The following is a 24,036-nucleotide window of genomic DNA, read 5'->3' as shown; positions in this document are numbered from 1 at the left end:
CTATAAATAATTTACTTTTTAGCCAATGCTGAAATTCTGCTTGAAAGCGAGAATAAACGAATAAAGCCTTCAGCGTGTGACTGGTCATATACATCATCTTCGCCAAATGTAGCAAATGCTTCGCTGTATAAGCTATTTGGTGATTGCTTTTGAACCGCAGTTACTTGACCTTTATATAGCTTAAGTACCACTTCACCTGTTGCCACTTTAGAAAGTGCTTCTGCACCAGCTAAAATAGAATCTTTAAGTGGTGTAAACCAACGGCCGTCGTATACTAAATGTGAAAACTCACCACCTAGTACTTCTTTCCACTTACGGCTTGCTTTATCAAGCACTAGCTCGTCAATGGCTTGAAGCGCAGCCATAATTACTGTGCCACCTGGTGTTTCATAACAACCGCGTGACTTCATGCCAACTAAACGGTTTTCTACAATATCAACACGTCCAACGCCATGAGGTGATGCAATATCGTTTAATTTAACTAAACAGTCATATGGTTTAAGTTCTTCGCCATTTACAGCAACCACTTCGCCTTCAACAACTTTTAATGTTACTAGTTCTGATTTATCTGGTGCTTGCTCTGGAGAGTTAGTCCAAGTCCATACTTGCTCAGTTGGTTGGCACCATGGATCTTCAAGCTCACCGCCTTCGTGCGAAATATGCCAAGCGTTAGCATCACGGCTATAAATTTTTGTAGCAGATGCTGAACACGGAATGTCACGCTCTGCTAAGTAATCAAGTAATGATTCACGACTCGATAAGTCCCACTCACGCCATGGCGCAATTACTTTTAAATCTGGAGCAAGGGCTGCAAAACATGATTCAAAACGAACTTGGTCATTACCTTTACCAGTACAACCATGAGAAAGTGCATCAGCACCTACTTTACGTGCAATTTCAACTTGTGCTTTAGCAATAATAGGACGCGCCATAGACGTACCTAGTAAATAAGTACCTTCGTAAATCGAGCCCGTTTTAAGTGTTGGATAAATGTAATCACTTACCATTTCATCTTTTAAATCAACTACGTAACATTCTGAAGCACCTGAAGCGATTGCTTTAGCTTCTACGCCTTCAAGTTCTTCTGCGCCTTGACCTACATCCGCTACAAACGCAACAACTTCACAACCGTAGTTTTCTTTTAACCATGGCACGATAGCCGATGTATCAAGACCACCTGAATAGGCTAAAACGACTTTTTTAATTGAACTCATAGGTGTTCCTTAACAAAATTTGGATTTAGTAATGTAACTAGCAAAGCATTTTGCGCGTGCATGCGATTCTCTGCTTGTTGAATAATTTTCGATGCTGGACCATCCATTACCTCAGAGGTAATTTCAAATTCACGGTGTGCCGGTTGGCAATGTAATACCGTAGTTGCACCTGTTTGATCTAGCAATGCCTGATTTAATTGATAAGGCATATATTTTTCTTTAACTTGCTCAAGTGGTGTTGTATCACCCATTGATACCCATGTATCTGCATATACAACGTTTGCACCAACAGCCGCTTCAACACGGTCACTTACCATCACTGATGCGCCATTCATTGCCGCTATTTGCTCTGCCTTTTTAAGAATTTGCGAATCAGGCGAGCTGCCTTTTGGCGTTACAGCAACAAAATCAGTGCCAAGCGTTGCCGCTAAAAGCATTAATGAATGAGTTACATTGTTGCCCTCACCTAAGTAAGCCACTTTAAGCTCGCTCACATCGCCGTGAACTTCTTGAAGCGTTAAAAAATCAGCAAGAGCTTGGCATGGGTGGTATAAATCACACAAACTATTTACTACCGGTACTGATGCGTATTCACCTAATGTAGTTAATGTGCTGTGCTGATTTACGCGCGCAACAATACCATCGGCCCAAGTAGAAATATTAAGTGCGAAATCTTTAATTGATTCACGTGCACCCATAGCGCCATTTTGCTGATCTAAATAAACTGCATGGCCACCAAGGCGGTTAATACCTATATCAAACGATAAGCGAGTACGTAAACTTTGTTTTTCAAACAATGTTACGATTGATTTTCCCGCTAATACATTGCTGTATTTTTCTGGTTTTGCTTTTATATCTTGCGCTAACTTTAATAAATTAAGTGCGCCTTCTTGGTCTAACTCTAAACCCGTTAAAAAATTCTCAAACATAATAAACCTATGGTGTAATCTTTGTTCCGACATGCTCGCCTTGCAGCAGAGCAGTTAAATTTTCTGGCTTTTGCCAGCTGGAAATATACACACCGCGTCGTAAATGTTGGGCAGCGTGAAGGCTGGTCTTAACTTTGACCTCCATCCCGCCCACAATTACTCCATTTGTAATTAAAGTATCAATGTGTTTTGTGTCAAGTTGATGTAACGGCTGTTTATTTTCGTCAAGCACTGCTTCAACATCCGTCATAAAAATAAGCTCAGCATTTAAGTTACTAGCAATAGCCGCTGCTGCTTCATCTGCATTTACGTTGTACCAAAGCCCTTGCTCATCAAAGCCTATAGAGCTAACAATGGGTAGGCGACCGATTTTGAGTAAATCATTAACAATAGAATCGTCGTTGCTTTTACATTTACCCACTAAGCAAAGCGCTTTTAGCTTTTGAGTGGCAGTAACACCTGCCTCAAAAAGACTTAAGCCAACAGGCTTGTGCCCAGCACTAATAGCTTGAGTCATTAATTGTTTATTAGCGCAACCTGCGAGTGCTCCGACTATATAAGGCATTTGCTCTGCTGGGCTAATACGTAATCCTTGGTGTTTAGCACTGGCAAAACCCGCTTGTTTTAACCATGTATCAACTAAAGCGCCACCGCCATGTACAATGACAAATTCATCATTTGTTTGCTCATTTAATACATCAAACAACGCTTTTGCTGCATTTTCTGTATTAAGTACTGCACCACCTAGTTTAATTACCCACGTTTTTTTACTCATTTAAAACGCTCCTTTTAATCCAGTGGTATGATCTAAATTCATAGAAATATTAATACACTGCAAAGCTTGTCCAGCAGCGCCTTTTAATAAGTTATCAATAGCAGACATCACAATTAACTGCGTTCCTTGTTGCTGCCAGCCAATATCAACAAATGGCTGCTTAGCTACACCTTTAATTGAAGGTACTTTATCGCCTAATAAACGAATTAATGGCTCGCTCGAAAGTACTTGATAAGCCGATGCAACGTTTTCCTTGGTAACGCCTGGCTTAAGCTGTACATAAATAGTTTCTAAAATACCGCGCGGAAAATTACCTAAGTGCGGTGTAAACAACACTTTGTGGCCAAGGTGTTGTTCAATTTCAGGGCCGTGGCGATGGTTAAACAAACCATAAGGTGCAAGCGACACTTCACAAAAATGCGTTCCTACACTGGCTTTACGCCCTGCGCCTGTAACGCCCGAAACCGCATTAATAATAATACTTTCGCTGCTCAATAAGCCTGCTTGCTTAAGCGGTTTTAGCGCATTAAGCGCTGCTGTTGGGTAACAACCTGCAACAGCAATTAGCTTTGCATTAGCGATAGCATCATGGTTCCACTCAGCTAGACCGTAAGCCGCTTCATTTAAAAGCTCTGGATGTTGATGCTCAAAACCATAGTAAGTAACGTAGTCGTCATTGCTTGCTAAACGATAGCCACCAGATAAATCAAATACCTTTTTACCCATAGCTAAAAATTGCGGCGCTAGATCAACACTTACTTTGTGATCGGTACATAAGCATACGTAATCAGCATCACTTTGAATGTCATCAAAAGCTGATACGCTAAGAGGAAGTAAAGGGCAGTCTAGTAAGCCAAGGTGCTCCGGGTATAAATCACTTAGCAATTTATTTTTATCTAAGCTACCCTCTGATACATAACAGCCTGTTAAAGTTAAGTTTGGATGCTTAGCAACTAAACTTGCTAACTCTGCGCCGCTGTATCCGCTTGCGCCAATAATCACTACATTCATTTGTTACTCGTTATCTTAAAATTAATTACTACTTATCTATAATGTTCGCTTAAACTAGCTTAGACGCTAATTAAGTCTTTTTTATTAATGAATTTTGATTATCGTCGCATTATTTTCATGGCGTTACTTTTAATATATTTATGCTTAAAAAGTGAATTGATATTCATCATAAATACTTTTATATTGTTATGCAATTAAATTGAATAATAATTTTGGATTTTTTTATGCCTTTGCCTTCGTTTATTTCCATGTACCAACAATTGATTGCAGCCCCTTCTATTAGTGCTATTGAAGACAACCTGTGTATGAGCAATAAAAACGTAATCGAACTCCTAGCCAGTTGGTGCGAAACAATCGGTTTTACGTGTGAAATTATAGAATTAGAAGGAGGTAAAGGGCGCTATAATTTATTAGCAAAACGCGGAGAAGGTGATGGCGGATTAATGCTAGCTGGTCATACCGACACAGTGCCTTTTGATGACAGTCGTTGGAATCATAATCCATTTAAACTTACCGAACTCGATAACAAATTGTATGGGCTAGGAAGTATTGATATGAAAGGCTTTTTTGCTTTTGTATTACAAGCGATTAGTGAACTTGATGAAAAGCAGCAAACTCAGCCTATTTTAATCCTTGCCACCGCCGACGAAGAAACAACGATGGCTGGTGCACAACAAATATGTAAGCACCCGAATTTAAAACCTGCGCGTTGTATAATAGGCGAACCTACTGATATGACGCCAGTATTTATGCACAAAGGCCATATGAGTACAGCAATAAGAGTAGTTGGTCGCTCTGGGCATAGCTCCGATCCCGAACGTGGTCTTAACGCCATTGAAGTAATGCATAAAGTGATTACAAAATTGATGATCTTAAAAGAACAATTAAAGCATAAGTATTCAATAAACCACTTCGAAATCCCTTATCCAACATTAAACTTAGGTAATATTCATGGCGGCGATAACGCGAATAGAATTTGTGGTTGCTGTGAAATGCATATAGATATGCGCCCATTACCAGGTTTAAGTGTACAAGAACTACAAGCATTAGTACTCGATGCAACGAAAGAGATAAATCAGCAATACCCAAATGCGGTGAGCGTTATTGATTTACATGAACCAATACCGGCATTTAGTGGGAGCACCGACAGTGCTTTAGTAAAAATGGCTGAAAAAATAGCGGGGCAAAAAGCGGTCGCGGTAAATTACTGCACTGAAGCGCCGTTTATCCAGCAACTCGGTTGTGAAACGATTGTAATGGGCCCAGGCTCAATTAACCAAGCACACCAGCCTGATGAATTTTTAGCGATGGAAAAAATAAAACCATCACAACAAATAATCACTGATCTTATAAAAGCAAATTGCTTTAACTAATAAGATTACAATAAAGGCGCCAATTGGCGCCTTTATTAATACAGAACTAAGGCCTAATTACCTTTAACTTCTAAGTTAATAAACTTAACTAGTTCTTCAGGTTGCCCTACTAGCATCATAACTTGTTGGTTAATTTCCATCATAGTTTTACCTTCAGGTAGCTTTGCAGACATACTGAATGAATTTAAACCTTTCGCAAAGCTGGTTAAAGCCTCTGCAATATCTTCAGTTACAGGAGCTTGTTGTAACTGTTGCTCTAGCGTCATTTCCATTTGCTCAAGCGTCATACCTTGCTTTTCAAGCTCGCTTGATAGTAAATCTTTTAATTTACCTTGGTTATTTAAGGCAAAGCTAACATTACGCGGCTCTAATTTACTCATTGCTTGCATAACAAGTGTTTGCTGCTGTAATTCTTGTTCATACGTCAGCGGTTGATCACCCGCTTCTTGCTGCGCCTTGCTAATAGCTAATGAAGCATCCATTAACGCTTTTGAATTAGCTAAACCCATATCCATATTAAAACTAACAATGTCTTTTGCATCAAGCTTAACTACTACATCACTATTGCCAGACTCTTCATCGTAATCAAGTGATGAATGTAAATCGTAACTTGCCGACGCTAACATTTCGTTTGTATCAGCTGGTAATTTTGATACGAAGCTTTTATCAAACTGAAAGCTTTTTACATCAAATGATGTATGTGGTGATATTTTATCCGGCTCGTAGCCAGTTATTTCAATGCTTTGAATATTAGCAACATTGTCACCTTCAGGGCTTATTACTTCCATGTTTGTTATTTCTACACTCTTTGAAATAACACTTGCCGATAAACCAGCGTATTTAAATGTAGCGCCAGTTTGCTCGCTTACTAAAGCAAGTTGCTTATCTACTTCTGCACGCACTTCTTGAGTTGCTACGTAGTTTGCGTAACTAACACCACCCACGCCTGCGGCCACAAGAGCTGCAACTATAACTAATTTTTTCATGTCATTTCCTTATTTAATTCTTTCTATAAAGTGTCTCAACTTAAGAGTAACACTGAAGAACATCACCGATAAGTGTTAATTAATCAAACTAAGTAACTCATGTACGGTTTTTACAGGGGTAATTTTAGCGCCTAGCCCTTCCATCGATTTATGGTAATTGCGAAATGGAATATATATTTCTGTAAAACCATGTTGTGCAGCCTCTTTAACACGCGGTACACCACTGTCTATTGGGCGTACATCGCCGTTTAAGCTAAGTTCTCCCATAATACACGTGGTACGAGGTACAACAAATTCGTTTAAACTGCTAAGTAACGCGGTTACTAATGCTAAATCGATGCAGGTTTCTGTCTCATCAATTCTTAAACCACCCACAATATTAAAAAACGTATCGTGAAATATTTTAGTTTTAGTATGCTTACGTAATATACCGGTCAGCATTTTTATACGATTCATATTTAAACCAACACAAACACGCTGCGGAAATTCAGCTTCTGTTTCGGTAGTTAAACATTGAATCTCAAGCAATAAATTACGATTCCCTTTACGAATACAGGTAATAGTAGAGCCAGGTGAGTCGGTGGTTGAACCCGATAAAAATATTTCACTTGGATTATCAACGCTTAACATCCCACGTTCACACATTTTAAAAATGCCAACAGTATCAATATCACCAAAGCGGTTTTTATTTGCCCTAAGGGTTCGTATTTGCCCATCGTTGGTATCTATGTGTAAAAGCGCATCAACAATATGTACAAGTGTTTGAGGGCCTGCTATTTCGTTATTTTTATTTACGTGAGCAATAATGAACATAGTTACATCATTTTGCTTACAGTACTGAGTTAATGCTTGGGCGGCGCTTTTTACTTGCGAAGGCGAACCTGGGCTACCATTTGCCGTATCGGTTACAACAGCTTGAATAGAGTCAATAACAGCAAACTTAATTTTATTTTTCTCGAGCTCTTCGATGATGGTTTCAACGCTCGTTTCTGAAAGTAAATAAAGCTCTTCCGGGTTATAGTTTAACTTTAAACGATTTACCCTGTTTTTAAACTGCGATAAAGATTCTTCTGCCGTACAGTAAAGTGACGGCATCCGTTGTGACATTCTCGCCACTAAGTCAGATAGCAAAGTTGTCTTACCCGCCCCCGGATCGCCCGAAATTATATTAACAGAGCCAGTAGTCACCCCGCCGCTTAGTACGCGATCAAGCTCGCCGATTTCAGTTAGCTGCTTTTCAGCCTCTGATGTAGCAATATCATTGATTTTTTTAGAGCCACCACCAACACCACCAGCATAACCACCAACGTTCGCTCGTATTGATGCTTTTTTACTGTGCCCTGCTGAAGGCTTAAATTCCGCTAATGTGTTCCACGCACCGCAGCGACATTGACCCTGCCAACGTTGATAGTTCATGCCACATTCGGTACAAACAAATTCTACTTTTGCCGCTTTAGCCATTGATAACTTTACCTACTATTCTTTAATTAAAAAAATTCTTACTATGAAGCGCTTATTTTGCCATTTCAGGCATTTACTTAGCAACAAACTCTTGCCTGCTTAAAAATCTAGCGTCACAATCAATAAATACACATGGTGTTTCTTTTTAGCTATAATTTAGGGCATACTTTTTGCTTTGTAATAGTTTAAAGTAACTTGCCAATAAAATGGCAAATAACACATACATAACAAGAGCTAAACAGTAGTAACTCAAATAATCGTACCTATATTAATAACATAGCGCGATTTAACGTTTATTGAACTTCTAATAAATGGACTTAACAGTATACCTACTTTTTCAATTAGACGGTGATGGTTTTATAAATGGCTGATGACATAATGCTCAAACACGAAGACCTCGTGAATGAGTTAAAAACATATTTAGGCAACGCTAAATTTGATCTAATTTTCAAATCAAAAACCGCAGGGTTAACTAAACCTGAGCAATTTTTAATGAAAATGGAAATGTCGCGTTTATCTCAGCCAGTGGCACGTTTTGTTGATCTTCGTGGATTAGTGACAGGCCAAGTAAAACCATATGAGCATAACGGCAAGCAACACTTTATGGATGACACAGCCATTGAAGTGTTTGAAAAAGCGCTTAAACAACATGGTGAATACACCTTAGCTGTTTACGAAGCCGTAATGAATACAGAAAATAACCACCGCGTATTACAAAAACAAGCAGCCGAAAAATCAGAGTTACAAGAGTTAGAAAATAACTTAAACACTGAAGTAATTAAGTTTGCCTCTTACGAGAGCCGCCGTGAAGAACGGATGAATTACTCAATAAAAGTAACGATTGATTACAAAGATAAAAAGAACATTGCTGCTAGCACCTCAGATATATCTTTAAGCGGTTGTAAAGTTAAGCTTGCAACGCGCTACTCTATAAAAAAAGGTGAGCTCATCGCAATGCGCTTAGTAGGCCTTGAGCAAGACTTTGAACTTGGCCTAAAAAACGGTATTCAATACGAAGTTGTTGCAGTAGAAAATATCTCTCGTGAATTTAATCACATCCGCTTAAAGCGCACTTATATAGAAAACAACGATGCCTTTAATGACTTTTTAGAAAGTTTTATTCATGGTAATAAGCGTCGTTATAAAGTAAATCTAGATAATACGCTCGATGCTGTAGTATCAAAGGGGTATGAGCAGTACTACATTCCTCGCGTAACGTCTTTATATGTATTTTTAAGTAAAAAAGATGAGCAATATTACCCAAGCCTTAGCCTTACCACTGAAAATAATATTTTTATTCAGCGCTACTTTACCGATGAAAGAAAAATACCGTGTTTGTACAATATACTTAATCATCAGCGTATTACACAATTACTAACTCAAATTACCGCAGTAAAAGAGGATTACCTCTATACATTTACACATATATCATCAGGTAAAATTTATTACTACTCAGCGACGCGTACAGAGTTAAATAACAACCCTAAATTACGTGATCTATTTTTAGGTTTTGGTAGCCAAAAAGAGAGCTGGCAGTGCTTTAAAATACAAATAATGCCAAGTCATCCAGATGATTCTTTTATACCGCTTTCACTACCTAATAGTGCCGGTGAAAACATAGAAAAATTAAATAAGCCACCTTCACCTCGTGTAAAAGGCCTTATAAAGGATGTTAAGTATATTGTTGTACTTACAAATATTGGCAATAAAACTGAACAAGCAAATTATAAACAACTTACTTTTGATAAAGCATTAGTAAATCAACTTAAGCACTTTGGCCACGCAAAACACAAAACACCACCCCACTTAGATATTGTGCCACTTGAATACGTAAATTTACGCTCGCATAAGCGCTATCTTTATAAAACACCAGTTAGTGTTACTATTAATGATGAGGTATTTAACGGCTATACACGTGACTTTTCGGTAATGGGTTTACAGTTAGAGTGCGAACAAACTGCCACATTTAAAAAAGGCGATATAGTACTTTTAGCATTCCCTGAACTTCAAAAAATAACTAAAAAGCATAAGCTTAGTGAACTAAAGTACGAAGTAATGGCCATCAGTAAGTCATTTACTACTATTAACCTAAAAGCAAATCGTATTGCTGATTTACCCCATGCTGGCGTGACCTTTTTCACTCAGCTAATAGAAGGTAATAAAGACAAACTTAAAGTATCTGAAGAAGCACCTAAAGTAGAAGGCTTATCTACCGCACTTAGAAATATGGTAACAAAAAGCGTTTGCCAATTTCCGCTATATTTACACAAAAAAGCCGCACACTTTAAAACGGGTGCAATTGGATATGGGTTATACGCCAGCCCTATGCACGTAATTTTGCAAAACTTTGGTTTATTAAGTAACAAAACTGACTTTTCGAGCATTCTGACTGAAGAGCAAATTATTAATGTAATAACACCAAATATCAAAGATCGCAGCCGCCAAGATGCACCACTTGCTTTTACACTTGCTATTAACTTCGACCCTCGAAAAGGCAGTATTGAAGAGGCTATTGTTAGCCAATGCGCTTTAGGTGAAGACTACTCAAGCTTTTATAAACAAATTAGTAAAGGTATTACATCGCAACTTATATTCGTAATGCGTTTGTATATATCGCGCACAGGTCGCCCCGATACTGATTACCTTTCTAATGAGCTAAAATACGTAAGTCAGTACGCAATGCACAAAGCTAAAGATTTAGAAGAAGCCTTATGGGCCGTAGCTGGTGTGGGTGATGTAGTAGATATAACTGAAGAAGCGCTAAGCCATTTAGAACTTAAAAAAGAGCAAGTTGCACAAATGAGCCGCCGTAAGCTAATTTGGTTAAACCGCTTACGTTAAGCGGTTTAACTTAATTTATTTTAAAGTGTTGGTTGTTTTTCTAACGGAATAGCCAACATATACAACAATTGCAATAATGACCCTTCACAAATAGCCGCTTGTGCTTGCTCAACCACTTTAGGCTTACCATGGACGGCAACACCTAGGCCAGCTTTAGCCATCATTACTAAATCGTTTGCGCCATCCCCAATAGCTACAGTTTGTGCTTTTTTAAGCCCTAGCTTTTGCTGAAGTACCTCTAAAACGACCGCTTTTTGCTGCGCATCGACAATCGTACCCAGTACTTTACCTGTTAGCTTGTCGTCTTTAAATTCGAGCACATTAGCGTGCACTTCATCTAAATTAATCAGCTCTTGTACACGCTCTGCAAAAGGCACAAAACCACCTGAGGCAATCGCCAAATACCAGTTATGTTGCTTTAAAATTTGGCACAGTATTTTAATACCAGGCATCAATGGTAATGTACTTTTCAGTTCTTCAATTAAGCTTTTTTCAATACCTTCAAGCTTAGCTACACGCTGATATAAACTCTCACTAAAATCAAGTTTACCCGCCATTGCAAGTGCAGTTACAGAGGCAACTTCATCGTATACGTTCGCAAGGCGTGCTATTTCGTCTATGCACTCAATAGTTATTGCAGTTGAGTCCATATCCATAACCAATAAACCTGGCTCATATAAATTAGGCGGCGTAGCAACTTGCACTAATTGACAATCAAGCGTGTTTGAAAATTCTTGTAGTACTAACGGGTTTATAGTTTTATCTGCATTTTGCGCGTAAAAACACAGTGCTGGTGCAAGCCCTAAATCAGGTTGGTATTTGCATATAGCGGTGACGTTTTGGTTATGTGTCGCTAAAAAGTCAACAATACTGGCAATGTGTTTTTCTGCAAAATCACCTGCAAATGCGATGCTAAATAACCCTAATGCTTTGTTTGGAATATAATCGAGAGGTGTAGATACACCACCACTATAGCTAAACCATTTATTTAGAGTTAAGTGTTGTAATGGTTGCTCAGCAGCTTGCTGTGCCATGTTGATTTGCGACATGGGATCTCCGTGTTTATTTTTATTTTCCTGATAGTTGGCATCTCAAAACTGCTATTCTCAACACTAAATTCGCCATCAGGTGGGGTTTAAGGTTATAGTTAGTGTAGTTGTAACATCAAATCAAAATGCTGTCAGTAGCATAAACGGTGACTATGAAAAATAACCATATTAAAAACCCTATAAGCGCATCCCAAAGAAAGCGACTCGTTCGCTTAATTCTTGCGGCTGGCTGTTTTGTATTACTAAGCTGGGTGGGTGTTAATAGTAGTTTTCAGAGTCACCAGTTACTTTACGATAGCGCCGACAGCACCGCAAAAAGCCTCACTCAGTTTATGGCTTTAAATGTTAAAACACCTTTAATCGAAAAAAATAAACCCCAGCTCAATGCAATTTGTAACGATATAAGTAATGATGAGTTCGTACTTTCGGCCACTATTTACGATCAACAGGGTATTTTATTAGCCAGTAGCGACAATTGGCAGTCGCACCATGTTTATGGTCAACTTTCTGATTCTACCCCCGGAATAAGTAAGTTAAAAACACCTTTTATGGAACCTGTTATAAGCGATGATGACCGCCCTATAGGTTTTGTATCTATTACTTATTTAACTCGCGCTGCAATATCCGATAGCCATAATCATTTTCATGACTTAGGCAGGCAGGTTTTACTAATGCTAGTGATTGCTTGTATTTTTACGTGGCAGTTAGGCCGTGGATTAAAGCGCTGGCAGGTAAATCGTTATATGCAAAAAACATCTGAACAAGAATCATAAAGCTGCTTTGCAAACGTCTCTTTTTCGCTGTGTGGCTTTAAATCACATAGTGCGTCAAACACATCAGGTATATGCAATGGCGTGTTAACCTCCCCTTGGTAGCCACTTAACGGCATTGAAGGTGAATCCGTTTCAAGCACTAAGTGTTCGGGCTCAATAGCGGCAATAACAGCACGGGTTTTAGCTGCACGTTCATAGGTAATAACACCGCCTACGCCAAGCTTAAAGCCCTGTTTGATATAATACTTCGCTTGTTGGATTGAACCTGAAAATGCATGAATCACTCCCCCATTTTTTGGCTTACAACGTTTAAACGCTTGCGCAATTAAATCATGGCTTTGCCTGTGATGTACAATGAGCGGTAAGCTTAGCTCGTTAGAAAGCTTTATTTGCTGTTCAAATAAATAAGTTTGTTTAGAGAGGTTTTCAATGCTTCTATCAAGCCCACACTCACCAATGGCCACTAACTGATGCTTATTTGTAGTTGCAAACTCGAATAACGCTTCTATGTGCGATTCTTTATGTTGATCTAAGAAGTAAGGATGTAGCCCTGCCGCTATTTTTATACTTGGATAGGTTGCTTTGAGCTCTATAAGAGTATGCGATTGAGCAAGCGTAATACCCGGTACAACAAACTGATTAACTCCCTTTGCGACGCACTCGCCTATGAGCGATTCACGACTTGAATCAAACTCACTAAAATCGAGGTGGCAATGAGAGTCAATAAATTGCACGGTTACTTACTCATCGATTTATTAAGGGTTTAAGCGTGTAATTTGCCAGCTGTTATCTGCTTGGCGCTGATACATAAAACGGTCATGTAAACGATACGCCCCACCTTGCCAAAACTCAATTTTAGTGGGCACTACACAATAACCGCCCCAAAAATCAGGTAATGGAATTTCACCTTTAGCAAACTTGTTTTTCATATTAGCAAAGGTTTCCATGAGTACTTTACGTGATGACACCGGACGACTTTGCGCTGATGCCCACGCTGCTAATTGGCTTTCTTTAGGACGAGATAAAAAGTACTTTGCCACAGCAGAAGTTGGTAATGGTTTAGCCTCGCCATAAACAATAACTTGGCGTTCCATGTGATGCCACGGAAAGTGCAAGGAAATTTTGTTATTGCCTTTAAGCTCCTGCGCTTTACGCGAACCTGTATTGGTAAAAAATACAAAGCCGTTATGATCCAGATGCTTTAAAAGCACTATACGCTGTGAAGGCTGACCGGTTTCATCAACAGTTGCTACAACCATCGCTGTTGGATCGGGTAATTGGCTTGCTACAGCATGCTCAAGCCATGTTTCAAACTGCTTGAATGGGTCATCTTGCAAGTTATCTTCGCTTAACGCGTCTTGCAGGTATTCACGGCGGATATCTTCGAGTTTCATAACAAATCCTTTAAATAAAGACTTAGAAAAGAGCTTAGAGTAGCGAGCTTAAAACAATAGATGTTGAGTAGTAACAAATATTAAGATTCAGGTATATCAATAGCAATAAGTATAGAGTCTCAGATGTATCGTTGGGTTTCGTTTCTCTCAACCCAACCTACAATGTAAAACATTACATCTGCAAGTGTAGAAGTGCTAGCAAGGCGGTAAAGCTATTTATGCCAAGGAGCATACGGTTTGTATGTGACTTAGGCTAAATAGTTTTACCAACGCAGCTAAAGCGAATTACACAATTCAGATATCTGCAAGTGTAGAAGTGCTGACAAGACGGAGTGGTTCTTTATGCCAAGGAGCATACATTTAGTATGTGACTTAGACTAAAAAAGCACGACAACGCAGTCAAAGCGAATTACACGCAGCAGACGGTTCACCTAAGTAGTTTAGCCTAAGACAAGGCATCCAACCCAACTTATCCCTATGAGCATACGGTTTGTATGTGATTAGGGTAAGTCGGATTGGATAACGCAGTATTAGGTTAAAATACGACGGTGATTACATTTGCTCCATAACTTCAATACCTAGCAAATCTAATCCCGTTTCTAATGTTCTTGAAACCAAATTACACAATACTAAACGGCTATCGCGCACGCTTGGCTCTACGCCTTCTTTAAGTACTGGGCAGGCTTCGTAAAATGTCATGTATAAGCTTGCAAGCTCGTATAAGTAACCACATAGTACGTGCGGTGTTGCTTCGCTGATCATTAAATCAAGTACTTCTTCGAGCTGTAGTAGCTTAAGTGCAAGTGCTTTTTCTTGAGGCTCAACAATTGCAACGTCTGAATTTAATGTAGCAGCATCAACGCCTGACTTACGGAAAATACTGCGTACGCGTGTATAAGCATATTGTAAGTAAGGAGCTGTTGCGCCTTCAAAACTTAGCATGCTGTCCCAGTTAAAAATGTAATCACTGGTACGGTGCTTAGAAAGGTCGGCATATTTAACTGCGCCAATACCTACTTTACGGGCAATTTCGCTGCGATCGCTATCACTTAAATCAGACTCACGTTCAGCTAATTTTGCTGCTGCGCGGTTAATTGACTCTTCTAATAAATCAGCAAGTTTTACTGTGCCACCAGTACGTGTTTTAAATGGTTTATTATCGGCGCCCATCATGGTGCCAAACGGGCAAAACTCGTAGCTTGTTTCGTCTCTTAATAAACCAGCTTTACGCGCTGTTAGCTCTACTTGGTTAAAGTGTAGATTTTGACGTGCATCTACAAAAATTAAGATGCGATCAGCACCTAATTTATTTGAACGGTAGTCACATGCCGCTAAGTCTGTTGTTGCATATAAAAAACCACCGCCAGATTTTTGTACGATAAACGCTGATGGCTCGCCATCTTTATTAGCTAGCTCATCTAAAAACACCACTTGCGCGCCTTGCGACTCTACGGCAATGTTTTTATCTTTAAGTAAGCTAATAATATCGTTAAGCTCTGCATTGTATGCGCTTTCAGCCATAATATCGGCTTGGGTAAGCGTTACATTTAAACGCTTGTATACTTCTTCAGAGTGTTTAACTGAGGTGGCTATAAATAGTTTCCAAAGTTTTTCACAGTGCGCATCGCCGCCTTGTAATTTAACAACGTAGTCACGTGCTTTATCTGCAAAGCCTTCTTCGTCGTCAAAGCGTTTTTTAGCATCGCGGTAAAAAGTTTCTAAATCAGCAAGCGCAACAGTATCTAAGTCAACGCCTTGACTAATTTGATCTTCTAAATGCGCGATTAACATACCAAATTGCGTACCCCAATCACCCATATGATTTTGGCGCACAACCGTATCGCCTCTAAATTCAAGCGCACGTACAATTGAGTCACCAATAATAGTTGAACGTAAATGACCTACGTGCATTTCTTTAGCTAGGTTTGGTGATGAATAATCAACAACAACTTTTTGTGGCTTAGCGTGCTCGTTTACAGCTAGTTTTGCATCATTGTTAGCCGCTTTAACGCTTTGCGCTAAAAACTCAGGCTTTAAATGGATATTAATAAAACCAGGACCCGCAATTTCAGTCTTTTGTGCAATATCGCTTACATCAAGGTTATCAATAATTTTTTGTGCAAGCTCACGCGGGTTGCTTTTCATTTTTTTAGCTGCGCCCATGGCTGCATTAATTTGGTAATCACCAAATTGTGGACGCGTGCTTTGCGTTACTGCCGGGTTTGTGTCTTCAGGTAAGCCTGCACCGACCATAGCTGCAATGGCTTTTTCAATTAAAATAGTACGAATATTCATATTTTTTTACCTTTATAAACCCGCCAAAGCAGGTTTTCTTTTAATTCTTGTAAATGAGCTCTAGTTTTCGCGTGTATGGCTAAACGTTACTTCTGGGTAACGCTCTACCGATAAGTTAAGGTTTACACGGCTCGGTGCAATGTAAGTTAAGTTATCACCGCCATCGAGAGCTAAATTGCTTTCGCATTTACGTTTAAATTCTTCAAACTTTTTAACGTCATCACTGCTTACCCAGCGTGCCGTATTCACGTTTACGCCTTCATAAATAGCATCAACGTTATATTCTGCTTTTAAACGCGCTACAACCACATCAAACTGAAGTACGCCTACCGCGCCTACTATTAAGTCGTTATTAATAAGTGGTCTAAATACCTGTACAGCCCCTTCTTCAGAAAGCTGTACTAAACCTTTTAGCAATTGCTTTTGCTTAAGCGGATCGCGAAGGCGAATACGACGAAATAGTTCAGGGGCGAAGTTAGGAATACCACTAAATTTAAGTTTTTCGCCTTGCGTGAACGTATCACCAATTTGAATTGTACCGTGGTTATGCAAGCCAATAATGTCGCCAGCGAAAGCATCTGCGGCACGTTCACGATCGCCCGCCATAAAGGTTACCGCATCAGAAATGCTCACTTGCTTGCCAATTCGCACGTGATTCATTTTCATGCCTTGGCTGTACTTACCCGATACAATACGCATAAATGCAATACGGTCACGGTGTTTAGGGTCCATGTTGGCCTGAATTTTAAATACAAACCCGGTAAAGTTTTCTTCAGTTGCAACAATTAGTCTGTCTTCGGTTTCACGTGGTAATGGCGTTGGCGCCCACTTAGTTAAACCATCTAACACGTGATCAACACCAAAGTTACCAAGTGCGGTACCGTAATAAACTGGCGAAAGCTCACCGGCTAAAAACAGATCTAAATCAAATTCGTTTGATGCACCAATAACAAGCTCAAGCTCATCACGTAACTGCGCAGCTAAGTCTTCACCAATGGCTATATCTAACTCTGGATTATCAAGGCCTTTAATTGTGCGAACATCTTGAATTTTATGACCTTGGCCCGTTTTATATAAAACAGCTTCATCATTATGAATGTGATAAACACCTTTGAACTCTTTACCACAACCAATTGGCCAAGTAATGGGTGCACAGGCAATATTTAGCTCTGTTTCAACTTCGTCCAGCACTTCCATTGGGTCGCGAATATCACGGTCACATTTGTTCATAAATGTAACAATAGGTGTGGTACGCAGGCGTGTAACTTCCATTAGCTTACGGGTACGGTCTTCTACACCTTTAGCCGCATCAATAACCATTAAGCACGAATCTACTGCTGTTAATGTACGGTACGTATCTTCAGAGAAATCTTCGTGTCCTGGCGTATCAAGTAAATTAACAAGTGCGTCGTTATATGGAAATTGCATTACAGACGTAGTAACTGATATACCACGCTCTTTTTCCATTTCCATCCAGTCAGATTTAGCATGCTGGTTAGAGCCGCGACCTTTTACAGTACCAGCTCTTTGAATAGCTTGTCCGAATAACAATACTTTTTCGGTAATCGTTGTTTTACCAGCATCCGGGTGAGAGATGATAGCAAAGGTCCTTCGCTTGCTGATTTCATTGATAATAGTCTGGTCTGCCATTGATAAATTCTTTTAGTTTATATGCGGGGTTGAATGCATTTTAATAAGCGTCTGCGAGTAAACCCGTTATGTTGATCGTAATTAACTACTATTCTCGCTGATTTTCACGTTGCAAACAGCTGATAATAAAGCGTCAATAGTTGATTTTTTAATAATGGCAATTGTAACAGGAGTCGGTATAAAAGTGTGCTATCTACTTAAAAATATCTTAGCTTTTAAATAAATGTGTACAGCAAGCGATATTTAAACGACCTACAATTTGCTCGTAGATCGTTTAAATAAAAATGAGTAGTTACTTAACAACATCAATAGTAGGTACAACCGACATTCCAACACGTAGTTGACTAAGTAAAAGCTGCTTAGCATCTAAACTAATCTTTACCGGTAGGCGCTGCGCTATTTTAGTAAAGTTGCCTGTTGCATTATGCGCATCAATAGTGGAGTAACTTACACCACTTGCTGGACTTAGACTGTCAACGTGTCCTTTTAATGTCACGCCTGGCAATGCATCAACTTTAATTAGTAACTTTAAAAGATGTAAAACTATGTAAGTTTTTTAAACAGCGAATTAATATTATATCCATGTAACTTGTTAAATTTAAATAACTTAAACATAAAAAAAAGAGCTAAAGATCATGCAACTAATGATTGTAATTTAGCCACCAAGACCGCTATAAGCTTGTGTAATCAGGTCGTAACGCATATTATTGGCAGATTGCATGGAGGATAAGTCGTTTGGTCATGAAAACCAGTAAGTTAAGTATAAGATTATTATGGTATATAACACCTCTTGTTATTCTACCACTGCTATTTTTAGGTGGCTTTACGCTCACCAATGTCACTAATTCAACACAAAAACAAGCTGATTTAATAATGAGCCGTTTTGTTGAGCAACAACAGCAAAAAATATTCAACTATATCGACTCTTTTCACTCTACTGCAAAACTACTTTCAAATTCGCCAGTACTTAGTGACTTTTTAGCAAACGATATTAGTGCCAACGGTAATTACACCCGAAAACTTGGCGCGCTTATGGATGTATTTGCCAGTTACAGTGAAGCTTATCCAGATATAATTAGCATTAATTTAGTTTCAGCAAGTGGGAAAAGTGATGCCTACTACTCTAATAACCTAACAACAGCACCTAAAAGCTATCCATTTTTTAATCAAGTATTGCAAAGTAATTTAAGTACACAGCAATTTATGATTCAAAAGGACGATGGCACCACGAGCTTATATTTCATTCAACGAATTGACAGCGTTGATTACTACTTGAAACGTCCACAGCAGCTTGGTTTTATTGTAATACATATAGAGCCTTCAATACTCAACTCCAGTATTTTAGAAGCGCCATATAACAACACACTTAATTTAATGTTGACCAAAGACGGGAAAATTTTATTTAGCTCCGACTACAACATGCGCGGCCAATACATAAGCGAATATGAACTTAACCAAGTACACGATCTTGCCGATATAGGCATGCTTTCTACCATTGAACTCTCAAGCATAGATAAAATAGAGCGAATGATTTTTGCCGTACAAATGCCCGGTGGATATTATTACGTTTCAACCATTCCCAAAGGTGTGCTTTATCAATCTGGTAAAGCCATAAGCTTAATAACAGGCTTAATTGTTATTATTTCGATAATCACCCTGCCAATATTAATTTTTATAGTGGTACGTAATTTATTACTTAACCCAATTGAATTATTAGGTGCTGCAAGCCACCGTGTTGGTGATGGCGATTTGTCGGTGCACTTACCAGCTCATACAAATGACGAAGTGGGTGTTTTGTTTAACGACTTTAACCACATGGTTAATCAAATTAGACACTACCAGCAGCAGCTTGAAGAATATAAACACCACCTTGAAGATAAAGTAGAAAGTCGTACTAAAGCACTTGAAGCCATGAACAGCCAACTAGAGCTTGCAATTGGCCAAGCCGAGCAAGCTAATCAGCTTAAAAGTCGTTTTTTAGCTAATATGAGTCACGAAATACGAACGCCACTTACGGCTATTATGGGCTTTACAGAGCAATTACTCCACAACGACAAAGTAGCCAACGACAAGCAACATCTAAGCACTATTTTACGTAATTCAAAACACTTACTAGAATTAATAAATAATATACTCGACTTATCTAAAATTGAAGCTGAAAAGCTAGCTGTCGATTTGTCTGCGTTAAACGTAGTGCAGCTTGTGCATGATATTGAATCAATTATTCAACCACTGGCACAAGAAAAACAATTAACCCTTAATATTGATTACCAACTGCCGCTACCTCGCACCATTTATAGTGATGTGACCCGCTTAAAACAAATACTTATAAATATTGCAAATAACGCTGTTAAATTTACCGAAAATGGCAGTGTGTCTATTTGCGTACATTATTTACAAGCAAGTCAAAAGCTGGAATTTGTAATTAAAGATACCGGTATTGGTATGTCTGAGCATCAAATTGAGCGTGTGTTTAAACCGTTTGAGCAAGCCGATGCAACAACCACACGCCGTTTTGGTGGTACAGGCCTTGGGCTATGTATTTCTAAAAATTTAGCTCTGTTACTTGGTGGCGATGTAACGCTTGAAAGTGAAGTTGGTGTTGGTAGCCGCTTTACAATTAGGGTGTCGTGTCAGTTATCTGATGATCAACCAATGCTTGAGTTTTTAACGCAAGAAAGCCAGTTGATACCAGAGAAAGACCCTCTCTTATCGTTTGCGACCAATAACTTTGAGGCCAATATTTTAGTCGCTGAGGATAACCCTGATAACCAACTATTAATTAAATTATTACTGCAAACTTGGGGCCTTGAACCCGATATTGCTAGTAATGGCGCACAAGCTGTAGAAATGGCACTCGTTAACGACTATCAGCTTATTATAATGGATATGCAAATGCCTGTAATGGGCGGATTAGAAGCAACTAAAATGCTTCGTCATGCAGCGTACGATGGCCCTATTATTGCCCTTACTGCTAATGTAATGAACCACGATATAGGCACTTACCTAGAAGCAGGCTGCAACAAAGCACTCGCTAAACCCATTGATAAAGATGCTCTGGAAAATGTACTCGTAAGCTACCTACATCTTGAAAAGGATAATCAAAATAAGTGGGATAGCTTATTAAAAAGCGAAAAGTTTCAGCAAATTACTGATAACTATTTAGCCAACTTACCTACTTATTTAGAAGAAGTTAAAACTCTGCAACATTGCAATGACTGGGAAGCATTAAGAAGTATAGCGCACAGTATTAAGGGTAGTTCTGGGTGCTTTAATTTTGATGAAATTTATCACAGCGCTGCGGCACTTGAAGAAAACTTAAAAAGTAACAATAAAGTGCCAAGAGACGAGCTGGTAAATAAATTAATAGCAGCCATTGAGCAAGCAATTAGCGGCAAAGTAACCTAAAAGAAAACTTACAAAATAGTACAAGTTCGGTGCGTTAGCGCTCTATGCTTAAAACGCTAATCACCGACTTTAATTATGAAAAGTTTAAACCTAATGCCATGCCCATTAAAATAGCGTCTTCAAAGCCATTTTTGGCCGGATTATCACTTGGATAGTAGTTTTTACGCACTGACATCTCTGTAAAGCCAGCGTTCTCGTATAGCGCAATAGCCCGCGTATTAGATTCGCGTACTTCTAAAAAGAGGTTTTCAGCATTTTGCTGTTCACCATATTCAATAAACTGGGCTAACAACTGCCTTGCAATACCCTTACCCTGGTGGCTTGGTGTTACACAAATATCCATAAGCGTAAAATCAGGCCCTGCTTTTTCACCAATATAAAAACCAATCATGCTCACCTCATCAAATGCGGCAACATTAAAATAGCGCCCGCCTATACATGAACTCATTGTATTTAAAGTCCACGGATGGCTATGACATGCTGTTTCGATGGCCATTAATTGAGGTATTGCAGTTTCATCTACTGATTTAAAGTTTATCAAGGTGTTCACTCATTAAAGCCCATAAAGCGCGCTTCTCAGAGGCGTTGAGCTGTGGGGTTGGCAATGTAAGCTGATTGTCGTTTAATTGCATCTCACTACCCTGTACAACGCTATTTATAATAATAGGTTCTGCACTGAGTTTAATGTCTGCAAGTAGTTGCTCATTTATCGTTAAAGAACTAGCTGTCGTGCTTTGCGATAAAGTATTAGCTTGATCATTTGCTTGAGGGCAATAATGCTGATTGAGTTCAAGATTTTCTATATCAAAAATAGCTGCGTAACGTGGATGCATAACAACTCAGTAGATTAGACATTTGAACAATATAAGAAGTAATAAAAACGATGTAAAGAAGAAATGGCAGGGGCGGAGAGATTCGAACTCCCAACCATCGGTTTTGGAGACCGCTGTTCTACCAATTGGAACTACGCCCCTGCAATGACGACGAATTATAGAGAAGTTTCGCCAAAGGTAAAGAGAAAAATCACTCTTTTAGTTTAACTGCTTTTTAAATAAACAAAACGGCGAATTAGCATGCTAATTCGCCGTTTTTTAATCACTTAAAATTAGTTAATTAAAACTAAAATTAATTATTCCCATTCGATAGTTGCAGGTGGTTTACCTGAAATATCGTAAACAACACGAGAAATACCATCAATTTCGTTAATGATACGGTTTGAAACCACACCTAAAAATTCATATGGTAAATGTGACCAGCGTGCTGTCATAAAGTCGATTGTTTCTACACAACGAAGTGATACAACCCAATCGTACTTACGTGCATCGCCCATAACCCCTACCGATTTAACTGGTAAGAATACAGTAAACGCTTGGCTTACTTTATGGTAAAGCTCAGCTTTGTGTAGCTCTTCAATGAAAATCGCATCTGCGCGGCGTAGTAAATCACAGTACTCTTTTTTGATTTCGCCAAGTACACGCACACCTAAACCTGGTCCAGGGAAAGGATGACGGTAAAGCATGTCGTACGGTAAACCAAGCTCTAGGCCAATTTTACGTACTTCATCTTTGAATAATTCACGCAATGGCTCAACAAGGCCCATTTTCATGTCATCTGGTAATCCGCCCACATTGTGGTGAGATTTAATAACATGCGCTTTACCTGTGGCAGATGCCGCAGATTCAATAACGTCAGGGTAAATTGTACCTTGTGCTAACCATTTCGCATTTTTAAGCTTTTTGGCTTGCTCATCAAATACATTAATAAACGTGTGACCAATGGCTTTACGTTTATCTTCTGGGTCTGATTTACCAGCTAAATCATTTAAAAACTGCTCTTCAGCTTCAACTTTAACAATGTTTAAGCCAAATTTATTACCAAACATGTCCATCACTTGCTGACCTTCGTTTAAACGAAGTAAACCATTGTCAACAAATACACATGTTAGCTTTGCGCCAATTGCACGGTGAATAAGCATAGCCACAACTGATGAATCAACACCACCAGATAGACCTAAAATAACTTCGTCATCACCTACAGTTTCTTTAATACGCTCAATAGCATCATCAATGATTTTTGCAGGAGTCCATAATTTTTCACAGCCACAAATATCAATAGCGAAACGCTCAAGCAAACGTAACCCTTGATGAGTATGCGTTACTTCTGGGTGAAATTGTACGCCGTAAAAACGCTTTTCTTCGTTAGACATTGCAGCATGTGGACAAGTAGATGTTTTAGCTGTTGTTGTAAAATCAGCTGGAATGTCCATTACTTTATCGCCATGACTCATCCATACGTCAAGTATGCCGTTGCCGCCATCAGTAATATGGTCTTCAATTGCATCAAATAATGCACAGCTGCCTACTTTTTCAACTTGTGCGTAGCCAAACTCTTTTTTATCAGAGCTGTGTACACTTCCACCAAGTTGAGCTGCCATTGTTTGCATACCGTAGCAAATACCTAGCACAGGCACGCCTGCATTAAATACATACTCAGGAGCGCGCGGGCTGTTTTCAAGTGTTGTTGATTCTGGACCACCAGAAAGAATAATACCTTGTGGGTTGAACTCGCGGATTTGCTCTTCAGTCACATCCCATGCCCAAAGTTCACAGTAAACACCAATTTCACGCACACGACGGGCGATTAATTGAGTGTATTGTGAACCAAAGTCTAAAATGAGAATTCGTGAATCGTGAATATCTTTGCTCATGGAGTATCTCGTAAAGTCTGATGCTAAATGCCGCTTTGAATACCAATTTTATTAAACATTACTAATTCTTGCAGGCTAAATAACTCACTAACCACGTTAAAAATCTCTTATTTAGAAGAACTAAAAATCGAAATTTTTGCCTCGTTATTGAGCCATTTATCTGTCGCAAT

Annotated in this window: 19 protein-coding genes and 1 tRNA gene; 4 read left to right on the top strand and 16 right to left on the bottom strand. The window is 39.0% G+C overall.

The genetic code is table 11. The features are described 5' to 3' along the window. Positions 1–11 precede the first annotated feature (11 nt). The 4 genes from H5087_RS18420 to argC are packed head-to-tail and all read right to left on the bottom strand — an operon-like array spanning position 12 to position 3,929. Positions 12–1,214, bottom strand: a complete 1,203-nt coding sequence (locus H5087_RS18420; protein ID WP_007377844.1) for an argininosuccinate synthase — start codon at positions 1,212–1,214, stop codon at positions 12–14. Further along, positions 1,211–2,143 (bottom strand): ornithine carbamoyltransferase, encoded by a 933-nt coding sequence (locus tag H5087_RS18415; RefSeq protein WP_002958764.1) that lies wholly within the window; start codon positions 2,141–2,143, stop codon positions 1,211–1,213. Before H5087_RS18415 ends, H5087_RS18420 begins: the two co-directional genes overlap by 4 nt. Positions 2,144–2,150: 7 nt before the next feature. Continuing rightward, positions 2,151–2,918, bottom strand: coding sequence for an acetylglutamate kinase (argB, locus tag H5087_RS18410; RefSeq protein WP_002958765.1), 768 nt, complete (start codon positions 2,916–2,918; stop codon positions 2,151–2,153). Further along, positions 2,919–3,929, bottom strand: coding sequence for an N-acetyl-gamma-glutamyl-phosphate reductase (gene argC / locus H5087_RS18405; RefSeq protein WP_024596072.1), 1,011 nt, complete (start codon positions 3,927–3,929; stop codon positions 2,919–2,921). A gap of 224 nt (positions 3,930–4,153) precedes the next feature. On the opposite strand from argC, the gene argE reads away from it, so the two are divergent. Then, positions 4,154–5,302, top strand: coding sequence for an acetylornithine deacetylase (argE, locus tag H5087_RS18400; RefSeq protein WP_039484904.1), 1,149 nt, complete (start codon positions 4,154–4,156; stop codon positions 5,300–5,302). A 53-nt stretch (positions 5,303–5,355) separates the two neighbouring features. Here the strand turns inward: argE and H5087_RS18395 are convergent, their stop codons facing one another. Together H5087_RS18395 and radA are read right to left on the bottom strand one after the other, a co-directional pair. After that, positions 5,356–6,288, bottom strand: a complete 933-nt coding sequence (locus tag H5087_RS18395) for a hypothetical protein (protein ID WP_182672977.1) — start codon at positions 6,286–6,288, stop codon at positions 5,356–5,358. A 75-nt stretch (positions 6,289–6,363) separates the two neighbouring features. Continuing rightward, the gene (gene radA, locus H5087_RS18390; RefSeq protein ID WP_182672976.1) at positions 6,364–7,749 is read right to left on the bottom strand and encodes a DNA repair protein RadA; all 1,386 of its coding nucleotides are present in this window, start codon (positions 7,747–7,749) and stop codon (positions 6,364–6,366) included. Positions 7,750–8,112: 363 nt separating this feature from the next. Between radA and H5087_RS18385 the strand changes: the two genes are divergently transcribed. Continuing rightward, the gene (locus H5087_RS18385; protein ID WP_182672975.1) at positions 8,113–10,590 is read left to right on the top strand and encodes a PilZ domain-containing protein; all 2,478 of its coding nucleotides are present in this window, start codon (positions 8,113–8,115) and stop codon (positions 10,588–10,590) included. A gap of 20 nt (positions 10,591–10,610) precedes the next feature. Here H5087_RS18385 and serB read toward each other — a convergent pair whose 3' ends face one another. Beyond that, complete coding sequence (serB, locus tag H5087_RS18380; RefSeq protein ID WP_182672974.1) at positions 10,611–11,639, bottom strand: phosphoserine phosphatase SerB; 1,029 nt, start codon at positions 11,637–11,639, stop codon at positions 10,611–10,613. 152 nt (positions 11,640–11,791) lie between these two features. Here serB and H5087_RS18375 point away from each other — a divergent pair, with 152 nt between their 5' ends. After that, a complete protein-coding gene (locus H5087_RS18375; RefSeq protein ID WP_182672973.1) occupies positions 11,792–12,412 on the top strand; it encodes an AhpA/YtjB family protein in 621 nt (206 codons plus the stop codon). Here H5087_RS18375 and H5087_RS18370 read toward each other — a convergent pair. The 5 genes from H5087_RS18370 to H5087_RS18350 all read right to left on the bottom strand — a co-directional run bounded on the left by H5087_RS18370 (position 12,379) and on the right by H5087_RS18350 (position 18,247). Next, complete coding sequence (locus H5087_RS18370; RefSeq protein ID WP_182672972.1) at positions 12,379–13,146, bottom strand: TatD family hydrolase; 768 nt, start codon at positions 13,144–13,146, stop codon at positions 12,379–12,381. The two genes, H5087_RS18375 and H5087_RS18370, sit on opposite strands and share 34 nt — an antisense overlap. A gap of 21 nt (positions 13,147–13,167) precedes the next feature. After that, positions 13,168–13,806, bottom strand: coding sequence for a pyridoxamine 5'-phosphate oxidase (pdxH, locus tag H5087_RS18365; RefSeq protein ID WP_182672971.1), 639 nt, complete (start codon positions 13,804–13,806; stop codon positions 13,168–13,170). Positions 13,807–14,358: 552 nt separating this feature from the next. Beyond that, positions 14,359–16,101 carry an arginine--tRNA ligase gene (gene argS, locus H5087_RS18360; protein ID WP_002958775.1) on the bottom strand — a complete coding sequence of 581 codons (1,743 nt, stop codon included), beginning with the start codon at positions 16,099–16,101 and terminating at the stop codon, positions 14,359–14,361. A gap of 60 nt (positions 16,102–16,161) precedes the next feature. Continuing rightward, positions 16,162–17,751: a peptide chain release factor 3 gene (gene prfC / locus H5087_RS18355; protein ID WP_002958776.1), complete on the bottom strand. Its 1,590-nt coding sequence runs from the start codon at positions 17,749–17,751 to the stop codon at positions 16,162–16,164. A gap of 292 nt (positions 17,752–18,043) precedes the next feature. Further along, entirely contained in the window at positions 18,044–18,247 is a 204-nt protein-coding gene (locus H5087_RS18350) for a multidrug transporter (protein ID WP_310736473.1), read from the bottom strand. Positions 18,248–18,492: 245 nt separating this feature from the next. Here H5087_RS18350 and H5087_RS18345 point away from each other — a divergent pair, with 245 nt between their 5' ends. Then, on the top strand, positions 18,493–21,159 hold the full coding sequence (locus tag H5087_RS18345) for an ATP-binding protein (protein WP_182672969.1): 2,667 nt from the start codon (positions 18,493–18,495) through the stop codon (positions 21,157–21,159). Positions 21,160–21,232: 73 nt separating this feature from the next. On the opposite strand, the gene rimI is transcribed toward H5087_RS18345, so the two are convergent. The 4 genes from rimI to guaA form a co-directional block, all read right to left on the bottom strand. Further along, positions 21,233–21,700: a ribosomal protein S18-alanine N-acetyltransferase gene (gene rimI / locus H5087_RS18340; RefSeq protein ID WP_002958780.1), complete on the bottom strand. Its 468-nt coding sequence runs from the start codon at positions 21,698–21,700 to the stop codon at positions 21,233–21,235. Further along, positions 21,687–21,992, bottom strand: a complete 306-nt coding sequence (locus H5087_RS18335; protein ID WP_182672968.1) for a hypothetical protein — start codon at positions 21,990–21,992, stop codon at positions 21,687–21,689. Before H5087_RS18335 ends, rimI begins: the two co-directional genes overlap by 14 nt. A 64-nt stretch (positions 21,993–22,056) precedes the next feature. Next, positions 22,057–22,133: transfer RNA gene (locus H5087_RS18330), tRNA-Trp, on the bottom strand. 155 nt (positions 22,134–22,288) lie between these two features. Beyond that, complete coding sequence (gene guaA / locus H5087_RS18325; RefSeq protein WP_002958782.1) at positions 22,289–23,866, bottom strand: glutamine-hydrolyzing GMP synthase; 1,578 nt, start codon at positions 23,864–23,866, stop codon at positions 22,289–22,291. Positions 23,867–24,036: the final 170 nt, after the last annotated feature.

It is taken from the genome of Pseudoalteromonas sp. SR43-7, from assembly GCF_014163785.1.
GTDB lineage: Bacteria > Pseudomonadota > Gammaproteobacteria > Enterobacterales > Alteromonadaceae > Pseudoalteromonas > Pseudoalteromonas distincta.
This window is presented reverse-complemented; position numbering and strand designations above follow the sequence as displayed.

What these genes read in the sequence shown, in the direction of transcription:
- H5087_RS18420 (WP_007377844.1), bottom strand. Translation starts at nt 1,214, where the DNA reads ATGAGTTCAATTAAAAAAGTCGTTTTAGCCTATTCAGGTGGTCTTGAT.
- H5087_RS18415 (WP_002958764.1), bottom strand. Translation starts at nt 2,143, where the DNA reads ATGTTTGAGAATTTTTTAACGGGTTTAGAGTTAGACCAAGAAGGCGCA.
- argB (WP_002958765.1), bottom strand. Translation starts at nt 2,918, where the DNA reads ATGAGTAAAAAAACGTGGGTAATTAAACTAGGTGGTGCAGTACTTAAT.
- argC (WP_024596072.1), bottom strand. Translation starts at nt 3,929, where the DNA reads ATGAATGTAGTGATTATTGGCGCAAGCGGATACAGCGGCGCAGAGTTA.
- argE (WP_039484904.1), top strand. Translation starts at nt 4,154, where the DNA reads ATGCCTTTGCCTTCGTTTATTTCCATGTACCAACAATTGATTGCAGCC.
- H5087_RS18395 (WP_182672977.1), bottom strand. Translation starts at nt 6,288, where the DNA reads ATGAAAAAATTAGTTATAGTTGCAGCTCTTGTGGCCGCAGGCGTGGGT.
- radA (WP_182672976.1), bottom strand. Translation starts at nt 7,749, where the DNA reads ATGGCTAAAGCGGCAAAAGTAGAATTTGTTTGTACCGAATGTGGCATG.
- H5087_RS18385 (WP_182672975.1), top strand. Translation starts at nt 8,113, where the DNA reads ATGGCTGATGACATAATGCTCAAACACGAAGACCTCGTGAATGAGTTA.
- serB (WP_182672974.1), bottom strand. Translation starts at nt 11,639, where the DNA reads ATGTCGCAAATCAACATGGCACAGCAAGCTGCTGAGCAACCATTACAA.
- H5087_RS18375 (WP_182672973.1), top strand. Translation starts at nt 11,792, where the DNA reads ATGAAAAATAACCATATTAAAAACCCTATAAGCGCATCCCAAAGAAAG.
- pdxH (WP_182672971.1), bottom strand. Translation starts at nt 13,806, where the DNA reads ATGAAACTCGAAGATATCCGCCGTGAATACCTGCAAGACGCGTTAAGC.
- argS (WP_002958775.1), bottom strand. Translation starts at nt 16,101, where the DNA reads ATGAATATTCGTACTATTTTAATTGAAAAAGCCATTGCAGCTATGGTC.
- prfC (WP_002958776.1), bottom strand. Translation starts at nt 17,751, where the DNA reads ATGGCAGACCAGACTATTATCAATGAAATCAGCAAGCGAAGGACCTTT.
- H5087_RS18345 (WP_182672969.1), top strand. Translation starts at nt 18,493, where the DNA reads ATGAAAACCAGTAAGTTAAGTATAAGATTATTATGGTATATAACACCT.
- H5087_RS18335 (WP_182672968.1), bottom strand. Translation starts at nt 21,992, where the DNA reads ATGCATCCACGTTACGCAGCTATTTTTGATATAGAAAATCTTGAACTC.
- guaA (WP_002958782.1), bottom strand. Translation starts at nt 23,866, where the DNA reads ATGAGCAAAGATATTCACGATTCACGAATTCTCATTTTAGACTTTGGT.